The sequence below is a fragment of the Hydrogenophaga sp. T2 genome (assembly GCF_049843535.1).
Classification (GTDB): Bacteria; Pseudomonadota; Gammaproteobacteria; order Burkholderiales; family Burkholderiaceae_C; genus Hydrogenophaga; species Hydrogenophaga crocea.
In genome coordinates this window covers 47,348-70,262 of record NZ_JBBHZJ010000003.1, presented here as the reverse complement: position 1 = coordinate 70,262, position 22,915 = coordinate 47,348, and the positions used below count along the sequence as shown (strand labels likewise).

Annotated in this window: 22 protein-coding genes; 13 read left to right on the top strand and 9 right to left on the bottom strand. The window is 69.1% G+C overall.

Going from position 1 to position 22,915, the window contains the following annotated elements:
* Positions 1 to 164 precede the first annotated feature (164 nt).
* Complete coding sequence (locus WDZ95_RS07395) at positions 165 to 1,391, top strand: DesA family fatty acid desaturase (RefSeq protein ID WP_425777377.1); 1,227 nt, start codon at positions 165 to 167, stop codon at positions 1,389 to 1,391.
* An 86-nt stretch (positions 1,392 to 1,477) separates the two neighbouring features.
* On the opposite strand, the gene rpmG is transcribed toward WDZ95_RS07395, so the two are convergent.
* The 3 genes from rpmG to trxB all read right to left on the bottom strand — a co-directional run bounded on the left by rpmG (position 1,478) and on the right by trxB (position 3,057).
* Positions 1,478 to 1,648, bottom strand: a complete 171-nt coding sequence (rpmG, locus tag WDZ95_RS07390) for a 50S ribosomal protein L33 (protein WP_166227366.1) — start codon at positions 1,646 to 1,648, stop codon at positions 1,478 to 1,480.
* Positions 1,649 to 1,659: 11 nt separating this feature from the next.
* Entirely contained in the window at positions 1,660 to 1,893 is a 234-nt protein-coding gene (rpmB, locus tag WDZ95_RS07385; RefSeq protein WP_166227365.1) for a 50S ribosomal protein L28, read from the bottom strand.
* Positions 1,894 to 2,109: 216 nt separating this feature from the next.
* Positions 2,110 to 3,057: a thioredoxin-disulfide reductase gene (gene trxB, locus WDZ95_RS07380; protein ID WP_166227364.1), complete on the bottom strand. Its 948-nt coding sequence runs from the start codon at positions 3,055 to 3,057 to the stop codon at positions 2,110 to 2,112.
* Positions 3,058 to 3,241: 184 nt separating this feature from the next.
* On the opposite strand from trxB, the gene WDZ95_RS07375 reads away from it, so the two are divergent.
* The 9 genes from WDZ95_RS07375 (at position 3,242) to lysS (ending at position 13,731) form a co-directional block, all read left to right on the top strand.
* A complete protein-coding gene (locus tag WDZ95_RS07375; protein ID WP_166227363.1) occupies positions 3,242 to 3,916 on the top strand; it encodes a Crp/Fnr family transcriptional regulator in 675 nt (224 codons plus the stop codon).
* Between the two features lie 53 nt (positions 3,917 to 3,969).
* Positions 3,970 to 6,309, top strand: coding sequence for a DNA translocase FtsK (locus WDZ95_RS07370; protein WP_425777374.1), 2,340 nt, complete (start codon positions 3,970 to 3,972; stop codon positions 6,307 to 6,309).
* 52 nt (positions 6,310 to 6,361) lie between these two features.
* Positions 6,362 to 7,003, top strand: a complete 642-nt coding sequence (gene lolA, locus WDZ95_RS07365; RefSeq protein ID WP_425777372.1) for an outer membrane lipoprotein chaperone LolA — start codon at positions 6,362 to 6,364, stop codon at positions 7,001 to 7,003.
* A 28-nt stretch (positions 7,004 to 7,031) separates the two neighbouring features.
* A complete protein-coding gene (locus WDZ95_RS07360) occupies positions 7,032 to 8,327 on the top strand; it encodes a replication-associated recombination protein A (RefSeq protein ID WP_425777370.1) in 1,296 nt (431 codons plus the stop codon).
* A 217-nt stretch (positions 8,328 to 8,544) separates the two neighbouring features.
* A complete protein-coding gene (locus tag WDZ95_RS07355) occupies positions 8,545 to 9,474 on the top strand; it encodes a branched-chain amino acid ABC transporter permease (RefSeq protein WP_166227359.1) in 930 nt (309 codons plus the stop codon).
* Positions 9,475 to 9,493: 19 nt separating this feature from the next.
* Complete coding sequence (locus WDZ95_RS07350; RefSeq protein WP_425777367.1) at positions 9,494 to 10,594, top strand: branched-chain amino acid ABC transporter permease; 1,101 nt, start codon at positions 9,494 to 9,496, stop codon at positions 10,592 to 10,594.
* A gap of 10 nt (positions 10,595 to 10,604) precedes the next feature.
* A complete protein-coding gene (locus tag WDZ95_RS07345) occupies positions 10,605 to 11,375 on the top strand; it encodes an ABC transporter ATP-binding protein (protein ID WP_166227357.1) in 771 nt (256 codons plus the stop codon).
* Between the two features lie 14 nt (positions 11,376 to 11,389).
* Positions 11,390 to 12,106, top strand: coding sequence for an ABC transporter ATP-binding protein (locus WDZ95_RS07340; RefSeq protein WP_425777365.1), 717 nt, complete (start codon positions 11,390 to 11,392; stop codon positions 12,104 to 12,106).
* A 68-nt stretch (positions 12,107 to 12,174) separates the two neighbouring features.
* Positions 12,175 to 13,731, top strand: coding sequence for a lysine--tRNA ligase (gene lysS / locus WDZ95_RS07335; RefSeq protein WP_425777363.1), 1,557 nt, complete (start codon positions 12,175 to 12,177; stop codon positions 13,729 to 13,731).
* Positions 13,732 to 13,757: 26 nt separating this feature from the next.
* Here lysS and WDZ95_RS07330 read toward each other — a convergent pair whose 3' ends face one another.
* From WDZ95_RS07330 to WDZ95_RS07320, 3 genes are all read right to left on the bottom strand, one after another.
* Positions 13,758 to 15,530, bottom strand: coding sequence for a 7TM diverse intracellular signaling domain-containing protein (locus tag WDZ95_RS07330; protein ID WP_425777361.1), 1,773 nt, complete (start codon positions 15,528 to 15,530; stop codon positions 13,758 to 13,760).
* Between the two features lie 31 nt (positions 15,531 to 15,561).
* Positions 15,562 to 16,518, bottom strand: a complete 957-nt coding sequence (gene rpoH, locus WDZ95_RS07325; protein WP_166227353.1) for an RNA polymerase sigma factor RpoH — start codon at positions 16,516 to 16,518, stop codon at positions 15,562 to 15,564.
* A gap of 138 nt (positions 16,519 to 16,656) precedes the next feature.
* Positions 16,657 to 17,631 carry a Bug family tripartite tricarboxylate transporter substrate binding protein gene (locus tag WDZ95_RS07320; RefSeq protein WP_425777359.1) on the bottom strand — a complete coding sequence of 325 codons (975 nt, stop codon included), beginning with the start codon at positions 17,629 to 17,631 and terminating at the stop codon, positions 16,657 to 16,659.
* 148 nt (positions 17,632 to 17,779) lie between these two features.
* Here WDZ95_RS07320 and WDZ95_RS07315 point away from each other — a divergent pair, with 148 nt between their 5' ends.
* The 3 genes from WDZ95_RS07315 to WDZ95_RS07305 all read left to right on the top strand — a co-directional run bounded on the left by WDZ95_RS07315 (position 17,780) and on the right by WDZ95_RS07305 (position 20,372).
* Positions 17,780 to 18,544: a FadR/GntR family transcriptional regulator gene (locus tag WDZ95_RS07315; protein WP_425777357.1), complete on the top strand. Its 765-nt coding sequence runs from the start codon at positions 17,780 to 17,782 to the stop codon at positions 18,542 to 18,544.
* 58 nt (positions 18,545 to 18,602) lie between these two features.
* A complete protein-coding gene (locus WDZ95_RS07310) occupies positions 18,603 to 19,187 on the top strand; it encodes an NnrU family protein (RefSeq protein WP_425777355.1) in 585 nt (194 codons plus the stop codon).
* Positions 19,188 to 19,250: 63 nt separating this feature from the next.
* On the top strand, positions 19,251 to 20,372 hold the full coding sequence (locus tag WDZ95_RS07305; protein WP_425777353.1) for a PQQ-dependent sugar dehydrogenase: 1,122 nt from the start codon (positions 19,251 to 19,253) through the stop codon (positions 20,370 to 20,372).
* Between the two features lie 26 nt (positions 20,373 to 20,398).
* Here WDZ95_RS07305 and phnE read toward each other — a convergent pair whose 3' ends face one another.
* Genes phnE through WDZ95_RS07290 form a run of 3 tightly spaced genes read right to left on the bottom strand, consistent with a single transcriptional unit; the run spans position 20,399 to position 22,909 of the window.
* Positions 20,399 to 21,232: a phosphonate ABC transporter, permease protein PhnE gene (phnE, locus tag WDZ95_RS07300; RefSeq protein ID WP_425777351.1), complete on the bottom strand. Its 834-nt coding sequence runs from the start codon at positions 21,230 to 21,232 to the stop codon at positions 20,399 to 20,401.
* The gene (locus WDZ95_RS07295; protein WP_425777349.1) at positions 21,229 to 22,071 is read right to left on the bottom strand and encodes a PhnE/PtxC family ABC transporter permease; all 843 of its coding nucleotides are present in this window, start codon (positions 22,069 to 22,071) and stop codon (positions 21,229 to 21,231) included. Before WDZ95_RS07295 ends, phnE begins: the two co-directional genes overlap by 4 nt.
* 10 nt (positions 22,072 to 22,081) lie before the next feature.
* Positions 22,082 to 22,909, bottom strand: coding sequence for a phosphonate ABC transporter ATP-binding protein (locus WDZ95_RS07290; protein ID WP_425777347.1), 828 nt, complete (start codon positions 22,907 to 22,909; stop codon positions 22,082 to 22,084).
* Positions 22,910 to 22,915: the final 6 nt, after the last annotated feature.

Sequence of the window (22,915 nt, the reverse complement as noted above, 5' to 3'; positions counted from 1 at the left end):
GGGATCAATTGGCCCTGAACTTCCGCCCAGTTCCGGGGCCTATACGGGCCAAAGGGCTTGGTCGGGGCCACCCCCCCACCTAAAATCTCGGCTGTCGCGCCTGCCTGCCCCGGGCGCGCGGACGTTCCTGCGTTGTGTGTTCGGGCAGTCCTGATTGGACCTTGATGAATCCTTCCGATACCGGCTCCCTGTCTGCCTTCTTCGATGGCGCCGTGGCCTTGCTGGCCGATGGCCTGTTGGGCCTGGCCTGGTGGCAAGTGCTGATCGTGGCCCTGGTGCTCACGCACATCACCATCGCCAGCGTGACGATCTACCTGCACCGCCATTCGGCGCACCGCGCGCTCGACCTGCACCCGATCGCATCGCACTTCTTCCGCTTCTGGCTCTGGATGACCACCGGCATGGTCACCAAGGAGTGGACCGCCATCCACCGCAAGCACCACGCCAAGTGCGAGCACGAGGGTGACCCGCACAGCCCGCACATCTTCGGCATCAAGAAGGTGTTCTACGAAGGCGCGGAGCTGTACCGCGCCGAAGCCAAGAACACCGAAACGCTGGAACGCTACGGCCACAACACGCCCAACGACTGGATCGAGCGCAACGTCTACAGCCGCTACTCGGCGCTGGGCGTGAGCCTCATGCTGATCCTCGACGTGCTGCTGTTCGGTGCACTGGGCCTGGCGGTCTGGGCGCTGCAAATGGCCTGGATCCCGATCACGGCCGCCGGCATCATCAACGGCATCGGCCACTGGTGGGGCTACCGCAACTTCGAGGCCACGGACGCGAGCACCAACATCTCGCCCTGGGGCATCATCATTGGCGGCGAAGAGCTGCACAACAACCACCACACCTACCCGACCTCGGCCAAGCTGTCGGTCAAGCCCTACGAGTTCGACATCGGCTGGATGTACATCAGCATCCTGCAGGCGGTGGGCCTGGCCAAGGCCAAGAAGCTGCCGCCCAAGATGGCGTTCGGCGCCGTGAAACCGGTGGCCGACGAGAAGACGCTCGAGGCCATCATCGCCAACCGTTACGAGGTCATGGCCGGTTATGCGCGCGAGATGCGCGAGGCCTGCAAGACCGAGATCGCCGCGCTCAAGGCCCGCCAGGCCGACGCCTCGGTGCTCAAGGCCGCCAAGCGCTGGCTGCACCGCGACGACGACAAGGTGCCGCAGTCGGTCAAGCCGCAGCTGGCCCAGGCACGCGCCGAGCACCCGGTGCTCGACAAGATGGTGACCATGCGCGAGGAGTTGCGCGCCCTGTGGTCGAGCACCAACGCCACGCGCGAACAGCTCGCGGCCGACCTGCAGGCCTGGTGCCACCGCGCCGAAGAGAGTGGCATCGCGGCCCTGCGCGACTTCTCGATCCGCCTGCGCTCGGCGCACGCCTGACGCCAAAGCGGCCCGCGGGCCGCTTTGCTCAGGGCAATAAAAAACCCGCTGTGTTCACAGCGGGTTTTTTATTGGGCTCGGCCGAATTACTTCAGCTTCACTTCCTTGTACTCGACGTGCTTGCGCGCGACCGGGTCGAACTTCTTGAAGAGCAGCTTGTCGGGCGTGGTCTTCTTGTTCTTGTTCGTGGTGTAGAAGTGGCCGGTGCCCGCGGTGGACTCCAGCTTGATCTTTTCGCGACCGCCTTTGGTTGCCATGGTGGTTCTCCTTAAGCCTGGCCGTTGGCACGCAGATCGGCCAGCACGACGTCGATGCCTTTCTTGTCGATCAGGCGCAGGGCAGCGCCCGACACGCGCAGACGAACCCAGCGGTTCTCGCTCTCGACCCAGAAACGGCGGTATTGCAGGTTCGGCAGGAACCGGCGCTTGGTTTTGTTGTTGGCGTGGGAAACGTTGTTCCCGACCTGGGGCTTCTTGCCCGTGACGTCGCAGACGCGTGCCATGAGGACACTCCGATCCATTCACACGGCTGTTCGCAGCGGGCCGCAGGAGCATCCTGCGACTGGCGTCCAGCCTCACCTCGCCAGATAAAGGGTGGCGGTAACCCGGGGGATCGCGGTTTGACCGGCCGAGGCCGGACATTCAGCAAAGCCCGCGATTATACCCACGCCGGCTCCCGGCTGTCACGCCGGGGGCCGGACGGGGTGCGGGCGACGGGATCAGCCCGCCTGCTGTTCGAGGAACCGCTGGGCGTCGAGCGCGGCCATGCAGCCGGTGCCGGCGCTGGTGATGGCCTGGCGGTAGATGTGGTCCTGCACGTCGCCGGCCGCAAAGATGCCGGGCACGCTGGTCATGGTGGCCATGCCGTTGAGGCCGGACTTCGTGACGATGTAGCCGTCCTTCATCTCGAGCTGGCCCTGGAAAATCTCGGTGTTGGGACGGTGGCCGATGGCGATGAAGCAGCCCTGCAGCTTCAGGTCTTCGGTGGCGCCGGTCTGGGTGTCCTTGAGGCGGATGCCGGTCACGCCGGTGTCGTCGCCCAGCACCTCGTCGAGGGTCTTGAACAGCTTGAGTTCGATCTTGCCTTCCTTGACCTTCTCCATCACCTTGTCAACGAGGATGGGCTCGGCGCGGAACTTGTCGCGGCGGTGCACCAGGTAGACCTTGCTCGCGATGTTCGAGAGGTACAGCGCCTCTTCGACGGCGGTGTTGCCGCCGCCGATCACGCAGGTGGTCTGGCCGCGGTAGAAGAAGCCGTCGCAGGTGGCGCAGGCGCTCACGCCCTTGCCCATGAAGGCTTCTTCGGACGGCAGGCCCAGGTACTGAGCCGAGGCGCCGGTGGCCAGGATCAGCGCGTCGCAGGTGTAGGTGCCGCTGTCGCCCGTGAGCGTGAAGGGGCGCTTGGAGAAGTCGACCTTGTTGATGTGATCGAAGACGATCTCGGTCTTGAAGCGCTCGGCGTGCTGCTGGAAGCGCTGCATCAGCTCGGGGCCCTGCACGCCGTGCACATCGGCGGGCCAGTTGTCGACCTCGGTCGTGGTCATGAGCTGACCCCCCTGGGCGATGCCCGTGATGAGCACGGGGTTCAGGTTGGCGCGCGCCGCGTAAACCGCCGCGGTGTAACCGGCCGGACCCGAGCCGAGAATCAAGACTTTCGCGTGTTTCATGGTGCGTGGCCCCATCGAGAAACGAGGCAATTGGTTTAGAGTCGCGGGGGTATATGGAGATACCCGGCGCGATAGTCAATGTGAGTCGATGTGAGAAGAGCCAACGGTCCGAGCCGCGGGCCGTGATCTGCCGGGATTGTAGGGAAGCGGGCCCTTTTGCCCCCCGCTGTCTGGGAATACACGCATGTCCATCCTGTCCAATCTCGACCTGATCCGCCGCGTTCCGCTGTTCTCCACCCTCACGCAGGCGCAAGCCGAATCGGTGGCCGACGCGGTCGTCAAGCGCCGTTACAAGCGTGGTGAGTGCATCGTCGAGCAGGGCAAGAAATCGAACTGCCTGGCCATCGTGCTCACGGGCCGGGCGCGCGTGGTCACCACCGACAGCCGCGGCCGCGAGGTGATCCTGGCCACCATGAACCCGGGCGATTACGTGGGCGAGATGAGCCTGATCGACAACCAGCCGCACTCGGCCACGGTGCGCGCCGAGGTGCAGACCGACGTGCTGATCCTGGGGCGCAACGAGTTCGCGCGCTGCCTGCCCGAAAACTCCTCCATGGCCTATGCCGTCATGCGCGGTCTGGTGCAGCGCCTGCGCCACGCCGACCGCAAGATCGAATCGCTCGCGCTGCTCGACGTGTACGGCCGCGTGGCGCGCGCGCTGCTCGAGCAGGCGCAGCCCAACCGCGACGGCGTGCTCATGATCCGCGACCGCGTGTCGCGCCAGGACGTGGCCAAGATGATCGGCGCCTCGCGCGAAATGGTCAGCCGCGTGATGAAGGACCTCGAAGACCGCGGTTTCATCGAGGTCACCGAAGACGGCGCCACGCTGATCAAGGAGCGCCTCAGCACCCTGGGCTGAGCGCCGGGACGGGGGCCGGGCTGGGGTAAGCTTGCGCTTGCTTCCCCCCGGACATGACCTACTCCCTGAACACCCTCAATGCCGACCGCCGCGAAGCGCCCGCGGTCGGCGGCATCGCGCGCTTCGCCCAGGAAATCGGCCTGGTGCTGGGCGCCGCGGCGCTGGCCTTCTGGCTGCTGGCCCTGCTCAGCCACTCGCTGGCCGATCCCGCCTGGAGCACCACCGGCTCGCGCGCCGACGTGGGCAACTGGGGCGGGCGACTGGGCGCCATCGTCGCCGACGCCAGCTATTTTCTCTTCGGTTTTTCCGTCTGGTGGGTGTTTGCCGCCGGGGTGCGGGCCTGGTTGTCGGGCCTGGCGCGCTGGCTGCGGGGCGCCGCGCCCCAGGCCGACGGGCCGCGCTGGTGGCAGCGCCTGCTGGTGCGCCGTGTGGCGTTCTGGGTCGGCCTGGCCGCGCTGCTCGCGTTCAGTGGCGCGCTCGAATGGACGCGCCTGTACCGGCTCGAGCCGCTGCTGCCCGGTCATGCGGGCGGCGTGGTGGGCCACGCGCTCGGGCCGCTGGCCCTGCGCTGGCTGGGTTTCACGGGTTCTGCCCTGGCGCTGCTCGCCTTGGTGCTGGCCTGCCTGCCGCTGGTGTTCCGTTTCTCGTGGGGCCACTGGGCCGAGGTCGTGGGCCAGCACCTCGACGGCTGGTTCGAGGCGCGGCGCGAGAAGCGCGAGGCGGTGGAAGACGAACGCATCGGCCGCCAGGCCGCGCGCGAGCGCGAGGTGGTGGTGCAGACCGAGCGCGTGGAGATCGAGGAACACCACCCGGTGCCGGTGGTGATCGAGCCCACCATGGTCGAGGTGCCCAAGAGCGAGCGCGTGGCCAAGGAGCGCCAGAAGCCGCTGTTCTCGGAAATGCCCGACAGCAAGCTGCCGCAGGTGGACCTGCTCGATGCGGCCGCGGGCCAGCAGAACACGGTGGACGCGCAGACGCTGGAGATGACCAGCCGGCTGATCGAGAAGAAGCTCAAGGACTTCGGCGTCGAGGTGCGGGTGGTGGCGGCCGCGCCGGGCCCGGTGATCACGCGCTACGAGATCGAGCCCGCCACCGGCGTGAAGGGCTCGCAGATCGTCAACCTGAGCCGCGACCTCGCGCGCTCGCTCTCGCTGGTGTCGATCCGCGTGATCGAAACCATCCCGGGCAAGAACCTGATGGCGCTGGAGCTGCCCAACGCCAAGCGCCAGACCATCCGCCTCTCGGAGATCCTGGGCTCGGCGGTCTACAACGACGCCAAGTCGCTGCTCACCATCGGCCTGGGCAAGGACATCGGCGGCCAGCCCGTGGTGGCCGACCTCGCGAAGATGCCGCACTGCCTGGTGGCCGGCACCACCGGCTCGGGCAAGTCGGTGGGCATCAACGCCATGATCCTGTCGCTGCTCTACAAGGCCGACCCCAAGGACGTGCGCCTGCTGCTGATCGACCCCAAGATGCTCGAGATGAGCGTCTACGAGGGCATCCCGCACCTGCTCGCGCCGGTCGTGACCGACATGAAGCACGCGGCCAACGGCCTGAACTGGTGTGTGGCCGAGATGGAGAAGCGCTACAAGCTCATGAGCAAGCTGGGCGTGCGCAACCTCGCGGGCTTCAACACCAAGATCGACGAGGCCAAGGCCCGCGGCGAGAGCATCGGCAACCCGTTCTCGCTCACGCCCGAGCAGCCCGAGCCGCTCGAGCGGCTGCCCTACATCGTGGTGGTGATCGACGAACTCGCCGACCTCATGATGGTGGTGGGCAAGAAGATCGAGGAGCTGATCGCGCGCCTGGCGCAGAAGGCGCGCGCCGCCGGCATCCACCTGGTTCTCGCCACGCAGCGCCCCAGCGTGGACGTGATCACCGGCCTGATCAAGGCCAACATCCCCACGCGCATCGCCTTCCAGGTCAGCAGCAAGATCGACAGCCGCACCATCCTCGACCAGATGGGCGCCGAAAGCCTGCTGGGCATGGGCGACATGCTCTACCTGCCCTCGGGCATGGGCTTCCCCACGCGCGTGCACGGCGCTTTCGTGAGCGACGACGAGGTGCACCGTGTGGTGGCCTACCTGAAAGAGCAGGGCGAGGCCGACTACATCGACGGCGTGCTCGATGGCGGCGCCGGTGACGGCGAGGGCGGCGATGCCTTTGGCGACGGTGGCGGCGAGGGTGGGGGCGAAAAAGACCCGCTGTACGACCAGGCTGTGGCCATCGTGCTGCAGGACCGCAAGGCCAGCATCTCCTACGTGCAGCGCAAGCTCAAGATCGGCTACAACCGCGCCGCGCGCCTGCTCGAAGACATGGAAAACGCCGGTCTGGTGAGCGCGCTCACCAGCAGCGGGCAGCGCGACATCCTGGTGGGTGGCCGCCCCGAATGACCGCCGGCAACCCTCCGGTGCAACTCCCGCCGCCCTCGAGGCTCCGAGTGTCATGAACATCCGATCCCTGCTTTCCGCCGCCGCCCTGTGCTGGGCGGCCCTGCCGGCCCATGCCGACGGCCTCAAGGCGCTCGAGGCCTTCCTGCGCGAGGCCAGCAGCGCGCGCGCCGATTTCACCCAGGTGGTGACCTCGCCCGCACGCGCCAACGAGGCCACGCCGCGCCAGCGCACCAGCAACGGGCGCTTCGTGTTCCAGCGCCCCGACCGCTTCCGCTTCGACTACCTCAAGCCCTTCGAGCAGACCATCGTGGCCGACGGCCGCCAGCTCTGGCTGCACGACGTGGACCTGAACCAGGTGACGGTGCGCGCGCAGAAGGACGCGCTGGGCAGCACGCCCGCGGCCATCATCGCGTCGGCGCCCGACCTCGCCGCGCTGCGCAGCAGTTTCGATCTGCGCGCCGCGCCCGATGCCGACGGCCTGCAGTGGGCCGAGGCCACGCCCAAACAGCGCGATGGCCAGCTGCGCAAGGTGCGCCTGGGCTTTGCCGGCACCCAGCTCTCGGTGCTCGACATCGAGGACGGCCTGGGCCAGCGCTCGGTGCTGCGCTTCTCGCAGTGGCAGAACAACCCCGCGTTCAAGGGCGGCGAGTTCCGCTTCGAGCCCCCCGCGGGCGCCGATGTGATCCGCCAGTGAACGGCCGCGTGGCGCACCCGATCCGATCTTGAACACCGCTGCCCACGCCCCGCTGGCCGAACGGCTGCGCCCGCGCACGCTGGGCGAGGTCATCGGGCAGCAGCACCTGCTGGGCGAAGGCATGGCGCTGCGCCTGGCCTTCGAGTCGGGTCAGCCACACAGCTGCATCCTCTGGGGCCCGCCGGGGGTGGGCAAGACCACCATCGCGCGGCTCATGGCCGACGCCTTCGACGCCCAGTTCATCACCATCAGCGCGGTGCTGGGCGGCGTGAAAGACATCCGCGAGGCGGTGGAGCAGGCCGAGCTCGCGCGCGACGGCCTGCATGCGCAGCGCACCATCGTGTTCGTCGACGAGGTGCACCGCTTCAACAAGAGCCAGCAGGACGCCTTTCTGCCGCACGTGGAAAGCGGTCTGTTCACCTTCATCGGCGCCACCACCGAGAACCCCTCGTTCGAGGTGAACTCGGCGCTGCTGTCGCGCGCCGCGGTCTACGTGCTGCAGCCGCTCACCGAAGACGACCTGCGTGCCATCGTGGCCAAGGCGCGCGCGATCGACGCCGTCCCCGAGATCGAAGGCCCTGCGCTCGAGCGCCTGATCGGCTACGCCGACGGCGACGCGCGCCGCCTGCTCAACACGCTTGAAACCCTGGCCGTGGCCGCGCGGCGCGAGAAGCTCGAGGCCGTGAGCGACGCCTGGCTGCTGCGCGTGCTGGGCGAGCGCATGCGCCGCTACGACAAGGGCGGCGAGCAGTTCTACGACACGATCAGCGCGCTGCACAAAAGCGTGCGCGGCTCCGACCCCGACGCCGCGCTGTACTGGTTCGTGCGCATGCTCGATGGCGGCGTGGACCCGCGCTACGTCTCGCGCCGCCTGATCCGCATGGCGGCCGAAGACATCGGCCTGGCCGACCCGCGCGCCCTGCGCTTCGCGCTCGACGCCGCCGAGGTCTACGAGCGCCTGGGCTCGCCCGAGGGCGAGCTGGCGCTGGCCGAATGCGTGGTCTACCTCGCGGTGGCCGCGAAATCGAACGCGGTTTACAAGGCCTTCAACCAGGCGCGCGCCTTCGTCAAGCGCGACGGCACCCGGCCCGTGCCCATGCACCTGCGCAACGCGCCCACCCAGCTCATGAAATCGCTCGACTACGGCAAGGGCTACCGCTACGCGCACGACGAGCCGGGCGGCTTCGCGGCGGGCGAGAACTACTGGCCCGAGGGCATGCAAGCGCCTGCGTTCTACGAGCCCGTCGACCGCGGGTTGGAAATCCGCATTGGCGAAAAGCTGCGCGAACTGCGCCGCCTGAACGGCCAGGATCAGAAGAACTGATGCGTCCGTAGTCGCACTGATACGGGGGGCTGCGTCCCGGGTTTACCCTTTGATTTCAGGGGCGAAGCCCCCGATGGAGCCCTGATACCCCTCGCTACAATCGCGCACCACCAACCCGCCCCAGGCCTTTATCGAGGCCGCCTCTGGCGGGTTTTTTGCTAGGTTGAAACAGGGGCGGTGCCACCACCCCGCCGGTCAAAAACACGGAGAACCTTTCATGGAAGTCTTGCTACAGCAGATCCTCAACGGACTGGTGCTGGGCAGCATGTACGCCCTGGTCGCCCTGGGCTACACGATGGTGTACGGCATCATCGGCCTCATCAACTTCGCCCACGGCGACGTGCTCATGGTGGGCGCACTCACCAGCTGGACCATCATCACGGCCATGCGCGAAGCCTCGCCCGACATGGCGGGCTGGATGATCCTCATCGTGGCCACGCTCATCGCCATGGTGGTGTGCGCCGCGCTCAACTTCACGATCGAGAAGCTGGCCTACCGGCCCTTGCGCAACTCGCCGCGACTGGCCCCGCTGATCACAGCGATCGGGGTGTCCATCTTGCTCCAGACGCTCGCGATGATCATCTGGAAGCCCAACCCCAAGTCCTACCCGGCCACGCTCTCGCGCGAACCCATCGAGTTCTTCGGCGCCGTGCTGTCCGTCACCCAGATCACCATCCTCGCCACCACCGCCATCGTGCTGGCGCTGCTGATGTGGCTGGTCAACCGCACCAACCTGGGCCGCGCCATGCGCGCCACCGCCGAGAACCCGCGCGTCGCGGCGCTCATGGGCATCAAGCCCGACGTGGTCATCTCCGCCACCTTCATCATCGGCGCCATGCTCGCGGCCATCGCCGGCATCATGTGGGCGTCGAACTACGGCACGGTGCAGCACGCCATGGGCTTCATGCCCGGCCTCAAGGCCTTCGTGGCCGCGGTCATGGGCGGCATCGGCAACCTCGCGGGCGCCGTGATCGGCGGCATCGCGCTGGGCCTCATCGAATCGCTGGGCGCGGGCTACCTGGGCAAGCTCACCGGCGGTTTCCTGGGCAGCCAGTACACCGACATCTTCGCCTTCATCGTGCTGGCCTTCGTGCTGATCCTGCGCCCGTCGGGCCTGCTGGGTGAACGCGTGGCCGACCGCGCCTGAGGCCACGGGGAGAAACACCATGACGAACTCCAAACCCGTCAAGCTGATCGCCTTCGTGATCGTGGGCATCCTCATGCTGGTGCTGCCGCTCGTGCTGCAGGCCACCGGCAGCAACTCCTGGGTCCGCATCGTCGACGTGGCGCTGCTGTATGTGCTGCTGGCGCTGGGCCTGAACATCGTGGTGGGCTACGCCGGCCTGCTCGACCTCGGCTTCATCGCCTTCTTCGCGGTGGGCGCCTACCTCTACGGCCTGCTCGCCTCGCCGCACCTCACCGACACCTTCGCCTGGCTGGCGGCCACGTTCCCCAACGGGCTGCACATGAACTTCTGGATCGTGATGGTGATCGCGGGCATCCTGGCCGGCGTCACGGGCCTGATCTTGGGCTTTCCGGTGCTCAAGCTGCGCGGCGACTACCTCGCCATCGTCACGCTGGGCTTCGGCGAGATCGTGCGCATCTTCATGCTCAACCTCGACCGCCCGATCAACCTCACCAACGGCCCCAAAGGCCTGAGCAACGTGGACGCGGTGAGCGTGTTCGGCCACAGCATGAGCCAGCGGCTGGACGTGTCCATCGGCGGCTTCAGCTACACCTTCCAGTCGGTCACGCTGTACTACTACCTCATCCTGTTCTTCGTGGTGGTGGCGATCTGCATCGCCTACCGCCTGCAGGACTCGCGCATCGGCCGCGCCTGGATGGCCATCCGCGAAGACGAGATCGCGGCCAAGGCCATGGGCCTGAACACGCGCAACCTCAAGCTCGCGGCCTTTGGCATGAGCGCCACCTTCGGTGGTGTCGCGGGCGTGCTGTTCGCCTCCTTCATGCGCGGCGTCTACCCCGAGTCCTTCATCCTGATGGAGTCGGTGATGATCGTGGCCATGGTGGTGCTCGGTGGCCTGGGCCACATTCCGGGCGTCATCCTGGGTGCGCTGGTGCTCGCGGGCCTGCCCGAGCTGCTGCGCCATGTGGCGCACCCGCTCACGGCCATGACCGACGGCCGCCTGGGCCCCGAGATCCTGCGCCAGTTGCTGATCGCGCTGGCCATGATCGTCATCATGCTGCTGCGACCCAAAGGTCTGTGGCCCGCCCCGGAACACGGCAAGTCCCTGGCGACCAAGTGAGGAGCGCGGCATGAGCGAAACCATTCTGAAAGTCGCCAACGTCTCCAAGCGTTTCGGCGGTCTGCAAGCCCTCAGCGACGTGGGCATCCATATCCAGCGCGGCCAGGTCTATGGCCTGATCGGCCCCAACGGCGCGGGCAAGACCACGTTCTTCAACGTGCTCACCGGCCTGTACACGCCCGACAGCGGCAGCTTCGAACTCGCGGGCAAGCCCTACACGCCCACCGCGGTGCACGAGGTGGCCAAGGCGGGCATCGCGCGCACCTTCCAGAACATCCGCCTGTTCGCCGAGATGACGGCGCTCGAGAACGTGATGGTCGGCCGCCACGTGCGCACGCAATCGGGCCTGCTGGGCGCGATCCTGCGCACGCCGCGCTTCAAGCGCGAAGAGCGCGAGATCACCGACCGCGCGCGCGAGCTGCTCGACTACGTGGGCATCGGCAAGTTCGCCGACTACAAGTCGCGCACCCTGAGCTACGGCGACCAGCGCCGCCTGGAAATCGCGCGCGCGCTCGCCACCGACCCGCAGCTCATCGCGCTCGACGAGCCCGCCGCCGGCATGAACGCCACCGAGAAGGTGCAGCTGCGCGAACTCATCGACCGCATCCGCAACGACAACCGCACCATCCTGCTCATCGAGCACGACGTGAAGCTGGTGATGGGCCTGTGCGACCGCGTGACCGTGCTCGACTACGGCAAGCAGCTCTCGTCGGGCACGCCGGCCGAGGTGCAGAAGGACCCGAAGGTGATCGAGGCCTACCTCGGCACCGGCGGGCATTGAGCAGGAGACCCCACATGGCAAACACGCTTCTCAAAGTCAAAGGGCTCAAGGTCTCCTACGGCGGCATCAAGGCCGTCAAGGGCGTCGACCTGGAAGTCAAGGAAGGCGAGCTGATCTCGCTGATCGGCTCCAACGGCGCCGGCAAGACCACCACCATGAAGGCCATCACCGGTTCGCTGGGCATGGAAGACGGCGACGTGGAGTACCTGGGCCAGAGCATCCGCGGCAAGGGCGCCTGGGACCTGGTGAAACAGGGCCTGGCCATGGTGCCCGAAGGCCGTGGCGTCTTCACGCGCATGACCATCACCGAGAACCTGCAGATGGGCGCCTACGTGCGCAGCGACAAGGCCGGCATCGCGCAGGACATCGAGCGCATGTTCGGCATCTTCCCGCGCCTGAAGGAACGCAAGGACCAGCTCGCGGGCACCATGAGCGGTGGCGAACAGCAGATGCTCGCGATGGCGCGCGCGCTCATGAGCCAGCCCAAGGTGCTGCTGCTCGACGAGCCGTCCATGGGCCTGTCGCCCATCATGGTCGACAAGATCTTCGAGGTGGTGCGCGACGTGTCGGCCCAGGGCGTGACCATCCTGCTGGTGGAGCAGAACGCCAGCCGCGCGCTGCAGATCGCCGACCGCGGCTACGTGATGGACTCGGGCGAGATCATCATGACCGGCGACGCCAAGCAGATGCTGACCGACCCCAAGGTGCGGGCCGCTTACCTCGGCGAATAAGCCCGGTTTCGCCCAAACCTACAATCGCGGGTTGCGCGCCATTCGGCGCCCAACCCGCTTTTTCATTCATGAGCCAAGCCAACACCCCCGACACCGCCGCGCCCGTGGCGCACGACGAGAACCAGCTGATCGCCGAGCGCCGCGAGAAGCTCAAGGCCCTGCGCGAGGCGCAGCAGCGTGGCGAGGCGGTGGCTTTCCCGAACGACTTCAAGCCGCAGGACCAGGCCGCCGCGCTGTTCGCACGCCATGGCGAGACCAGCAAGGAAGACCTCGAAGCCACGCCGGTGCGCGCCAGCGTGGCCGGCCGCATGATGCTCAAGCGCGTGATGGGCAAGGCCAGCTTCGCCACGCTGCAGGACGCCTCCTTCGGCCCGAGCGGCGGCCGCATCCAGATCTACCTGAACAACGACAGCGTGGGCGAGGCGCAGCACAACGCCTTCAAGCACTGGGACCTGGGCGACATCGTGGCCGCCGAGGGCGTGCTGTTCCGCACCCGCACCGGCGAGCTCACCATCCACGCCGACAAGATCCGCCTGCTCACCAAGAGCTTGCGCCCGTTGCCCGACAAGTTCCACGGCGTGGCCGACCAGGAGATCAAGTACCGCCAGCGCTACGTCGACCTGATGACCGACGAATCGGCGCGCCGGCGCTTCGTCACGCGCAGCCAGGCCGTCACGGCGCTGCGCCAGTTCATGGTCGACAGCGGCTTCCTCGAGGTCGAGACGCCCATGCTGCACCCCATTCCCGGGGGCGCCAACGCCAAGCCCTTCATCACGCACCACAACGCGCTCGACCAGGAAATGTTCCTGCGCATCGCGCCCGAGCTCTACCTCAAGCGGCTGCTGGTGGGTGGCTTCGAGCGCGTGTTCGAGATCAACCGCAACTTCCGCAACGAAGGCATCTCGGTGCGCCACAACCCCGAGTTCACCATGATGGAGTTCTACGCGGCGTACTGGAATTACGTCGACCTCATGGACTTCGTGGAGCGGCTCATCCGCCACGTGGTGCGCACGGTGCGCGGCGATGGCGAGATCACCTACCAGGGCCGCGCGGTGAACCTCGACGCGCCCTTCGAGCGCCTGACCATCCGCGACGCGATCGTCAAGTACACCGAGGCCGGGGCGAACGTGGACGATGCCGACTGGCTGCGCGCCCAGCTGCGCAAGCTCGGCCTGAGCGAGGAGAAGGACCAGCTCGCCGGCCGCAGCCTGGCCTCGTTGCAGGTGCTGTACTTCGAGGAAAAGGTCGAGAGCGAGCTCTGGAACCCGACCTTCATCATGGACCACCCGACCGAGATCTCGCCGCTGGCGCGCGCCAACGACGCGCGGCCCGAGGTCACCGAGCGCTTCGAGCTCTACATCACGGGCCGCGAATTCGGCAACGCCTTCTCCGAGCTCAACGACGCCGAGGACCAGGCCGCGCGCTTCCACGCGCAGGTGGCGGCCAAGGACGGCGGCGATGACGAGGCCATGCACTTCGACGCCGACTACATCCGCGCACTCGAATACGGCATGCCGCCCGCGGGCGGCTGCGGCATCGGCATCGACCGCCTCATGATGCTGGTGACCGACAGCCCCAGCATCCGCGACGTGATCCTGTTCCCCGCGCTGCGCCGCGAGGTCTGAGGCCGAGCGAGCGCGGCCGCGCTCGCTCAGAAGTTCAGCCGCAGGATCGCCTTGCGCGGGTCCTGGCCGAGCAGGCGCAGGCCCTCGTGCATCCAGCGCAGGTGGGCCTCGGCGTCCTGGCCGTGTTCGCCGCGCGCGTCGGGCAGCAGGGCCACCACCACCCGCAGGCGCAGCGTGGTGCCCGGGGGCAGGCGATCGGGCGAGCGCAGCCCCGCGGCCACCAGGCTGGTGGCCACGCCCGCGGCCTGCGTGTCTTTCACCGGCCCTTCCATCAGCAGCGCGAAGTCCTGGTCGTCCACGCGCGCGGCCGTGTCCACGTCACGCGCCTGCGAGCGCAGCAGCGAGGCCGTGATGACCAGCGCGCGGTCCGCGGTCTCGCGGCCGTGGCGCTCCAGCAGTTCGGCGTGGTTGTCCAGGCGCACCAGCAGCAGCGCGCTCGAATGGTGGTAGCGCTGTGCGCGCACCAGGCTGTCGTGCAGGCACAGCATCATGTGCGAACGCACCATCAGCCCGGTCAGCGGCTCGGTGCGTTCGAGCGCGCGGGCCCGCATCTGCGATTCGTGCTGCATGCGCGAGCGCTGCAGCAGCGCATAGACCAGCACGGGTGCTTCGAGCGTGGCTGCGATCACCATGCCGTACTGCGAGAGGAAACCCGACGAGATCAGGTTGAAGTTGCGCATCACCGGCAGTGCGCCCGCGATCAGCACCGGCAGCATGCCCAGCACGAACCAGCGCAGCCAGCCATCGCCGCTGCGCCAGGCGCGCCAGAGCATGACCGCGATGGTGGCCATGGCCGCCGTGCCCAGCGCCGTGACCGCCTGCAGCGAGACGCGGCTGGGCGTGATCAGGTCCCAGGCCACCGTCGCGAGCCACAGCAGCGCCAGGCCCAGGCACAGGCGGTCCAGCAGCCGCCCCAGGCGCCGTGGCTGGGCCACCTGGCGCACGAACAGCAGACCGGCCACGCCCATGAGCGGCAACAGCACGAACTCGGCCACCTGGTTCCAGCGCGCCTGGCCTGGCCACAGGAACTGCCCGCCCACGCCGAGCGAGGCTGCCATGCCCAGGCCGAGCAGGGTGGTGTACACGGCGTACAGGCCGAAGGCCGGGTCGCGGTAAACGGCGACGTGCACCAGCGCCACCAGGGTGAGCAGCAGCGCCATGCCGAAGTAAACGCCCAGGCCGAACTGCTGGTGGATGCGCAGCTCGCGCAGCGTGTTGTGGTCGTGCAGCCGCAGCTCGCCCGAGAACGGCACGCGCGCGTGCTCGATGCGCACCCAGTAGCGCACCGCTTCGCCCGGGCGGGCATCCAGGCCGAACACCGGGTAGCGGTCGGGATGGGCCCAGTCGCGCACCGGCAGGCGGTCGCCCGCACGCTGCACCCGCCAGCGGCCCTGGGCGTCGCGGTGGTAGAGCTCGATGAAGTCGGTGCCCGAGCGCGCGAGCTCGAGCTCCCAGGCCGCGTCGGTGCCGCGCTGCATCACCTCGAAACGGATCCAGAGCGCGGCGTCGTTGGCCAGGCGTGTGCGGTCACCGGCCGCGCGCGGGGTCCAGACGCCGGTGTGGCGATGGGCCTCGATCTCCTCGATGCCCAGCGAACCATTGGGGTCGAGCAATTGCTCGCTGCGCCCGGCCAGATCGACCGTGCCGTGCCGGTCGTCGAGCACGATGGGTCTGGAGGGCTCCCCGGCGCTGGGGGCGGCGATCGCGGCTTGGGCGGTGGACGTGGGCGGCGCGATCAGGGCGAGGCACAGACCCAGGGCAGCGCCCAGGCGCTGCCACACTGTGGGGAACGACGGCATAGGGGGCGATTGTGCAATCGCCCCGGCCGGATCAGGCGTAGGCGGCGAGCGCCTTGCGCATTTTCTTCATGGCCGCCACTTCGATCTGGCGGATGCGCTCGGCGCTCACGCCGTACTCGGCGGCCAGTTCGTGCAGCGTCATGCCGCCCGAGCCGTCGTCGTTCACCTTGAGCCAGCGTTCGCTCACGATGCGGCGCGAGCGCTCGTCGAGCTCACCCATGGCGCGCGCGATGCCTTCGGTGGCCAGGTGGTCGCGCTCGGCCGACTCGATCATGGCCGTGGGCTCGTGCGAGGCGTCAGCGAGGTAGGCGATGGGGCCGAAAGCCTCTTCGCCGTCGTCACCCGGCGCGGGGTCGAGCACCACGTCGCCGCCCGACAGGCGCGTTTCCATCTCGCGCACTTCCTCGGGCTTGACCTTGAGCTCGCGCGCGACCACGCCGATCTCGGCGTCGCTGAGCACCTCGCGGTGGGTGTCGCCGTCGAGGGCTTCGGCGCGCAGGCCCTGCTTGCGCGAGCGCAGGTTGAAGAACAGCTTGCGCTGGGCCTTGGTGGTGGCCAGCTTCACCATGCGCCAGTTCTTGAGGATGTATTCGTGGATCTCGGCCTTGATCCAGTGGATGGCGTAGCTCACCAGGCGCACGCCCTGGTCGGGGTCGAAGCGCTTGACGGCCTTCATGAGGCCCACGTTGCCTTCCTGGATCAGGTCGCCGTGGGGCAGGCCGTAACCCAGGTACTGGCGCGAAATGGACACCACCAGGCGCAGGTGCGACATCACGAGCCGGCCGGCGGCTTCGAGGTCGTTGTGGTCGCGCAGGCGGCGGGCAGCTTCCTGCTCTTCCTCGAGCGTGAGCAGGGGCAGGCGGTTGATCGCGGAGATGTACGCGTCCAGGTTGCCCAGCGGCGGCAGCGTGAGCGAGCGGCTCCAGGGGCTGGCAACGGCCAGGGCACCAGGGGCGGCGGGATGCGCGACAGCAAGCGATGGGGACATGGATGACCTCCTCGGGAAATCGGTCGAAATATTAGCACTCGCTTGGAGAGAGTGCTAAGCCGGAAGTTCCGGCCCGCCGAACGCCCGGGTTGACCGTATGTGAGGCCATCTCCAGGGGCTGCAAGTGCCCCTTTTTTCTTACTCCAGCCGGATGTTTGCCGCCTGCACCACCTGGCCCCAGCGCTGGCGCTCGCGTTCGAAGAACGCGTCCTGCTCGGCGGGTTGCATGGTGTGCACCTCAGCCCCCTGGCCCGCCGGGCGGGCGCGCACCTCGGGATTGCGGATGGCCTTGATCAGCTCGGTGTTCAGGCGCGCCACCACGGCCGGCGGCGTACCCTTGGGCACCAGCACGCCCTGCCAGGTGCCCGACTCGAAGTCCTTCACGCCCTGCTCGGCCAGCGTGGGCACCCCCCCCACCAGCGGCATGCGGGTGCGCTTGGAAATGCCCAGCACCTTGAGCTTGCCGCTCTGCACGTGCGGCAGCGTGGCGAGCATGCCGTTCATGATCACCTGCGTCTGGCCGGCCACGGTGTCGGCCACGGCCTGCGAGCCGCCCTTGTAGGGCACATAGGTCCACTTGGCTCCGGTGGCGCGTTCCACGGCCACGCCCGCCACGTGCGGCGCGCTGCCCATCGCGGTCACGGCGAAGTTCAGGTCGCTGGTCTTGGACAGCGCCACGAGTTCCTGCAGCGTGTTGGCCTTTACGGAGGGATGCACCGCAAGCATGTGCGGCGAGTAGGCGAGCATGGTCACGCCGCGCAGGTCCTTGCTGGGGTCGAACTGCAGCTTGTAGACCGAGGGACTGATGGCCAGCGCACCCACGTCGCACAGCAGCAGCGTGTAGCCGTCGGCGGGCGACTGTGCGACCAGCGCCGCGCCCAGGTTGCCGTTGGCGCCCGCGCGGTTGTCGACCACCACGGGCTGGCCCAGGCTTTCGCCCAGCACCTGGCTGATGGCGCGCGCGATGATGTCCGAGGAGCCCCCCGGCGGGTAGGGCACGACGATCTTCACCGGCTTGTTCGGGAAGGCCACCTGTGCACCGGCCAGGGACGGCAGGCCCACGGCGGCCAGTGCGGCGGATGAGGCGATGAGGTGGCGTCGGTTGAGGGCCATGGTCGGTCTCCTGGGGGCACGGCAGGCGGGGTTTGTCGGTTCACGGCGGGCTTGTTACATTTCACCGGCGCGTTGTTGTCGGTTGTCTGTTGTCAGACAACCGGGCGGATTGTGGGAAGCGCCCCGTCGCCGCGTCAAGGAAAAAGCCATGCTCCCCGTGAAAACCCCAGGTGCCGGCCGTGCACCGCCGCCCATGCCGCCGGCGCGCCGCGCGCGCGGCCTGGTGCCCGAGATCGTCGACACCCTGTCGGCCGACATCCGCGAAGGCCGTTTGCCGGGCGGGGGCAAGCTGCCCACCGAGTCGGCGCTCATGGCGCGCTTCGAGGTCAGCCGCACCGTGGTGCGCGAGGCGATTTCGCGGCTGCAGGCCTCGGGGCTTGTCGAAACGCGGCACGGCATCGGCACCTTCGTGCTGGCCGTGCCCGAGCAGCGCAACTTCCGCATCGCGCCCGAGGAGTTCGCCACCGTGGCCGACGTGGTCGAGCTGCTCGAGCTGCGCATCAGCATGGAAGGCGAGGCCGCAGGCCTGGCCGCACAGCGGCGCGACGAGCAGCACCTGCAGAACATGGCGGGGGCGCTTGCGGCCTTCGAGCAGTCGATCGAGGCCTCGTCCGACGCCGTGCCCTCGGACTTCCAGTTCCACATGGAGGTGGCGCGCGCCACTGGCAACCGCTACTTCGCGGACCTGATGACCTACCTGGGCACCATGATCATTCCGCGCACGCGGATCAACACCGCCAGCAGCGCTCCCGAGGGCCGGCTGGCCTACCTGCGGCGCGTGCACACCGAGCACCAGACCATCTACCAGGCCATCCGGCGGCGCGACGCCGAGGCGGCACGCCAGGCCATGCGCCTGCACCTCACGAACAGCCGCGAGCGGCTGCGGCGCGCACAGTCCGACCCACCCACCTGAGCGCGCCCACCCGGTCACGCGGGGCGGTTAGAGTCTGGGCCTCTTTCTGGAGCTCCCCATGACCTGGCTCGTTCTCGGACTGGTGCTGTTTCTCGGCATTCATTCGGTATCCATCGTGGCGCCGCGCGGTCGGCACGCCATCGCACACCGCATCGGCGAAGGCCCCTGGAAGGGGCTGTACACGCTGGTGGCGCTCGCGGGCTTCGGCCTGATCGTGGCCGGCTACAGCGCCGCGCGCCAGGACCCGGTGCTGCTCTGGACGCCGCCGCCGGCCATGCGCCACCTGGCGGCGCTGCTGATGCTGCCGGTGTTCGTGCTGCTGTTTTCGGCCTACCTGCCCGGACGCATCCAGCGCGCGGCGAAACACCCCATGCTCGTGGCGACCAAGCTGTGGGCGCTCGCGCACCTGCTGGCCAACGGCAACCTGGCCGACGTGGTGCTGTTCGGCGCCTTCCTGGCCTGGGCGGTCGCCGACCGCATCTCGGTCAAGCGCCGCGCCGCGGCCGGCCTGCTGCGCCCGGTGCACGGCGCCTCGCCCGGCCGCGCCAACGACGCCATCGCGCTCGTGGGCGGCCTGGCCGTGTACGCCGTGTTCGCCTTCTGGCTGCACGGCTTCCTGATCGGCGTGCGCCCCTTCGGTTGAGCGCCGGGAACCGCCGCGGGGTGCCACGCCTCCATCGGCCAGCCCCCCAACGACGGAGATCACATGACCCGAGCTTTTCCCCGCCGGGCCCTGGCGCTGGCGCTGGCCGCCGGCCTGATGGGCCTGGCCAGCGGCGCCAGCGCCAGCGGCCTCTCCCCCGAAGTGCTCACGCGCGACCTGCAGAACCCCTGGGGCCTGGCCTTCATCGGCGAGGGCCGCATGCTGGTCACCGAGCGCCCTGGCCGCATGCGCGTGGTCGAGGCCGACGGTCGCCTGGGCCCGCCGCTCAAGGGCCTGCCCGAGATCGACGCGGTGGGCCAGGGTGGCCTGCTCGACGTGATCACCGACCGCGACTTCGCGCGCAACCGCACGCTGCACTTCTGCTACAGCGAGCCCGGCCTGGGCGGCAATTCGACCGCCATGGCCTCGGCGCGGCTGTCGGACGACCGCAGCCGCCTCGACGACCTGCGCGTGGTGTTCAGCCAGAAGCCCAAGGTGGCGAGCCGGCTGCACTTCGGCTGCCGCATCGCGCAGGCTGCCGATGGCAGCCTGTTCCTGGCCCTCGGTGACCGCTACAACCGCATGCAGGACGCGCAGACGCTGGACAACCACCAGGGCAAGCTGGTGCGCGTGATGCCCGACGGCCAGCCGCACCCCGACAACCCCTTCCTCAAGCGCGCGGGCGCGCGGCCCGAGATCTACACGCTCGGCCACCGCAACATCCAGGGCGCGGCGTTCGCGGCCGACGGCACGCTCTGGACCATCGAGCATGGCCCGCAGGGCGGCGACGAGCTCAACCGCCCCGAGGCCGGCAAGAACTATGGCTGGCCCGTCATCACCTATGGCGAGAACTACGGCGGTGGCCGCATCGGCGCGGGCATCACGAGCCGTGAAGGCCTGGAGCAGCCGGTGCAGTACTGGGTGCCGTCCATCGCGCCCTCGGGCCTGGTGTTCCTGGGCAGCGACCGTTACGGCCCGGGCTGGAAGGGCAGCCTGTTCACGGGCTCGCTCAAGTTCCGCCACCTCGTGCGACTGCAGCTCGAGGGCGGCCGAGTGGTCAAGGAAGAGCGCCTGCTCGGCGAGCTGAACCAGCGCGTGCGCGACGTGCGCGAAGGCCCCGATGGCCTGCTGTACCTGCTCACCGACGACAGCAACGGCCAGCTGATCCGCCTGCGCCCGCGCTGAGCGGCGCGCGGCGCCGCGCCGCCGCCTCAGCGCGTGAGCCAGCGCCGCGAGGCATGGCTCGCGCCGTCCACCAGCGCCACCAGCAGCAGCATGGCCGCCAGGATGGTGGCGGTCTTGCCCATCTGGAACAGCCCCATGTGGAAGGCCAGCAACTGGCCCAGGCCACCCGCGCCCACCACGCCCAGCACGGCGGCCGCGCGGATGTTGTTCTCCCAGCGGTACAGCGTGTAGCTCAGCAGCTGCGGCAGTACCTGCGGCAGCGTGGCATAGAGGAACACGCGCGCGCGCCCCACGCCCTGCTGGCGCAGCGCGTCGCCCGGGCCGGGCGGGGCGTTCTCGATCGCCTCGGCGAACAGCCGCCCGAGCACGCCGGCCGTGTGCAGCGCGAGCGCGAGCGTGCCCGCGAATGGACCCAGGCCCGCGCTGATGAGCAGCAGCGCCGCCCACACGAGTTCGGGGATGCTGCGCAGCGCGTTGAGCAGCCAGCGTGTGGGGCGGCGCGCCCAGGCGGCGTCGCCGTCGTGCAGGCGGCTCGCGGGCACCGCGAGCGCCAGGCCCGCGAGCGCGGCCAGACCGGTGCCCAGCGCCGACATGGCCAGCGTCTCCCAGGCGCCCGTGGCCACGCGCTGCAGGAACGCGGGCGAGGTGTCGGGCGGGAAGAATTCGCCGACGAAGCGGCCCATGCTCTGCGCCGCTTCCCACGACAGGAACTGGCGCCACTGCAGGTCGAGCGACCAGAAGCTGGCCACGATCAGCGCGAGCACGCCGAGCGCGAACCAGCCGCCGCGGTGGCGCAGGCTCAGCAGGCCGGGCGGCAGCCGGTAGGGCGGGTTGGCGGCGGCGGGGCGGCGCATGGTCATCCCAGGGCCTTTCGCAGCCACGCGCTCGCGCGGTCGGCCAGCGCCACCAGGGCCATGAACACCAGCAGCATGCTCGCGACCTCGCCGCCGTTGAACATCTTCATGGAGTTGTCGAGCTGCTGGCCCAGGCCGCCCGCGCCCACGAAGCCCAGCACCACCGAGGAGCGGATCGCGCATTCCCAGCGGTAGACGGTGTAGCTCGTGAGCTCGGCTGCGTTGGCCGGCAGCAGTGCGTACAGAAAGGCCTGCAGCCGGCCGCTGCCGTTGCGCAGCAGGGTCTGGGTGGCGTGGGGTTCGCCGCTTTCGAGGATTTCGCCGTAGACCTTGCCCAGCATGCCCGCGTAGGTGAGCGCGATCGCCAGCACACCGGCCGTGGGCCCCAGGCCCACCACGCGCACGAACACCAGCGCCCACACGAGCTCGGGAATGCTGCGCAGCACGATGAGCAGCCAGCGCACCGCCTGCCGCAGCGCGGCCGGCAGCGGGGCCATGCGGCCCGACAGCGCCGACACCGACAGCACGCGCGTGCCGACCAGCGTGAACGGCACGGCCAGCAGCAGCGCGAGCGTGACGCCCGCGGTGGCCATGGCCACGGTGCGCCAGGTTTCGCGCGCGACCATCTTGAGGAATTCGGCGTCGTGTGCGAGCGGCACGAAGCTGCTCAGGAACTGGCCCGTGACCTTGAGGTTCTTCGGCTCGAACAGCACCCAGGGCCGGAACTCCGTGGCCACGCCCAGGGGCCACAGCAGCACCAGCGTGGCCGTGATCCAGAACAGGCGCGGCAGCCAGGCCGGATCGCGCTTGGGCGCGCCGGGGCGGGGGGCGGCGAGGGTGTTCACGCGCGGCCCCTCAGCGGCAGTGCATGACCACGGGCTGCGCCAGCGGGGCGTCGGGCGCGGCCGCGCCTTCGCCACGCAGCTCGTGCTCGAAGCGGTCGTAGAGCCGCGCGAGGCGCTCGCGCGTGACCTCGGCCGCGGGCAGGTCGAAGGCGAGCTGGCCGTCGCGCAGGCCCACGATGCGCGGGAAGTGTTCCAGCGCCACGTCGACCTGGTGCAGCGAGGCCACGAGCGTGGCGCCGCGTTCCTGCGCGCCCGCGATCAGCGTGGTGACGGCCTGGCGCGAGCGCGTGGGGTCGAGCGCCGAGAGCGGCTCGTCCACGAACCAGGCCTGGGCCGGCGCGAGCAGGGCGCGCGCCAGGCCCACGCGCTGGCGCTCGCCGCCCGAAAGCCGGTCCACGCGCTCGAAGAGCTTTTCGCCGAGGTCGAAGCGGTCGAGGGCGTCGAACGCGGCGGGGATGTCGTGCGGGTAGAACAGCGAGCGCACGCTGGCCCACAGGCCCAGGGCAGGCAGGCGCGCCGCGAGCACCGCGGTGACCACGCGCTGGCGCGGCGGCAGCGGCGGCACCTGAGGGGCGAGGAACAGCCGCCCGCGCAGGCGCTGCAGCTCGCGCCGCGGCAAGGACCACGGCGCGCTGCCGCCGACGCCGAATCGGCCCGCCGAGGGCGGCTGCGCGCAGGCCAGCAGGTGCAGCAGCGTGGTCTTGCCCGCGCCCGAAGGGCCGATGACCGCGAGGCGCTCGCCCGCGGCGATGCGCAGGCTCAGGCCGTGCAGGGCCGGGGGCAGGCCGGGGCGTGCGGTGCGGTGGCGCACGCTGACGTGGTCGAGGTCGAAGTTCACGGCCCG

Coding starts and splice junctions, on each gene's coding strand:
- WDZ95_RS07395 (WP_425777377.1), top strand. CDS start 165: ATGAATCCTTCCGATACCGGCTCCCTGTCTGCCTTCTTCGATGGCGCC.
- rpmG (WP_166227366.1), bottom strand. CDS start 1,648: ATGGCAACCAAAGGCGGTCGCGAAAAGATCAAGCTGGAGTCCACCGCG.
- rpmB (WP_166227365.1), bottom strand. CDS start 1,893: ATGGCACGCGTCTGCGACGTCACGGGCAAGAAGCCCCAGGTCGGGAAC.
- trxB (WP_166227364.1), bottom strand. CDS start 3,057: ATGAAACACGCGAAAGTCTTGATTCTCGGCTCGGGTCCGGCCGGTTAC.
- WDZ95_RS07375 (WP_166227363.1), top strand. CDS start 3,242: ATGTCCATCCTGTCCAATCTCGACCTGATCCGCCGCGTTCCGCTGTTC.
- WDZ95_RS07370 (WP_425777374.1), top strand. CDS start 3,970: ATGACCTACTCCCTGAACACCCTCAATGCCGACCGCCGCGAAGCGCCC.
- lolA (WP_425777372.1), top strand. CDS start 6,362: ATGAACATCCGATCCCTGCTTTCCGCCGCCGCCCTGTGCTGGGCGGCC.
- WDZ95_RS07355 (WP_166227359.1), top strand. CDS start 8,545: ATGGAAGTCTTGCTACAGCAGATCCTCAACGGACTGGTGCTGGGCAGC.
- WDZ95_RS07350 (WP_425777367.1), top strand. CDS start 9,494: ATGACGAACTCCAAACCCGTCAAGCTGATCGCCTTCGTGATCGTGGGC.
- WDZ95_RS07345 (WP_166227357.1), top strand. CDS start 10,605: ATGAGCGAAACCATTCTGAAAGTCGCCAACGTCTCCAAGCGTTTCGGC.
- WDZ95_RS07340 (WP_425777365.1), top strand. CDS start 11,390: ATGGCAAACACGCTTCTCAAAGTCAAAGGGCTCAAGGTCTCCTACGGC.
- lysS (WP_425777363.1), top strand. CDS start 12,175: ATGAGCCAAGCCAACACCCCCGACACCGCCGCGCCCGTGGCGCACGAC.
- WDZ95_RS07330 (WP_425777361.1), bottom strand. CDS start 15,530: ATGCCGTCGTTCCCCACAGTGTGGCAGCGCCTGGGCGCTGCCCTGGGT.
- rpoH (WP_166227353.1), bottom strand. CDS start 16,518: ATGTCCCCATCGCTTGCTGTCGCGCATCCCGCCGCCCCTGGTGCCCTG.
- WDZ95_RS07320 (WP_425777359.1), bottom strand. CDS start 17,631: ATGGCCCTCAACCGACGCCACCTCATCGCCTCATCCGCCGCACTGGCC.
- WDZ95_RS07315 (WP_425777357.1), top strand. CDS start 17,780: ATGCTCCCCGTGAAAACCCCAGGTGCCGGCCGTGCACCGCCGCCCATG.
- WDZ95_RS07310 (WP_425777355.1), top strand. CDS start 18,603: ATGACCTGGCTCGTTCTCGGACTGGTGCTGTTTCTCGGCATTCATTCG.
- WDZ95_RS07305 (WP_425777353.1), top strand. CDS start 19,251: ATGACCCGAGCTTTTCCCCGCCGGGCCCTGGCGCTGGCGCTGGCCGCC.
- phnE (WP_425777351.1), bottom strand. CDS start 21,232: ATGACCATGCGCCGCCCCGCCGCCGCCAACCCGCCCTACCGGCTGCCG.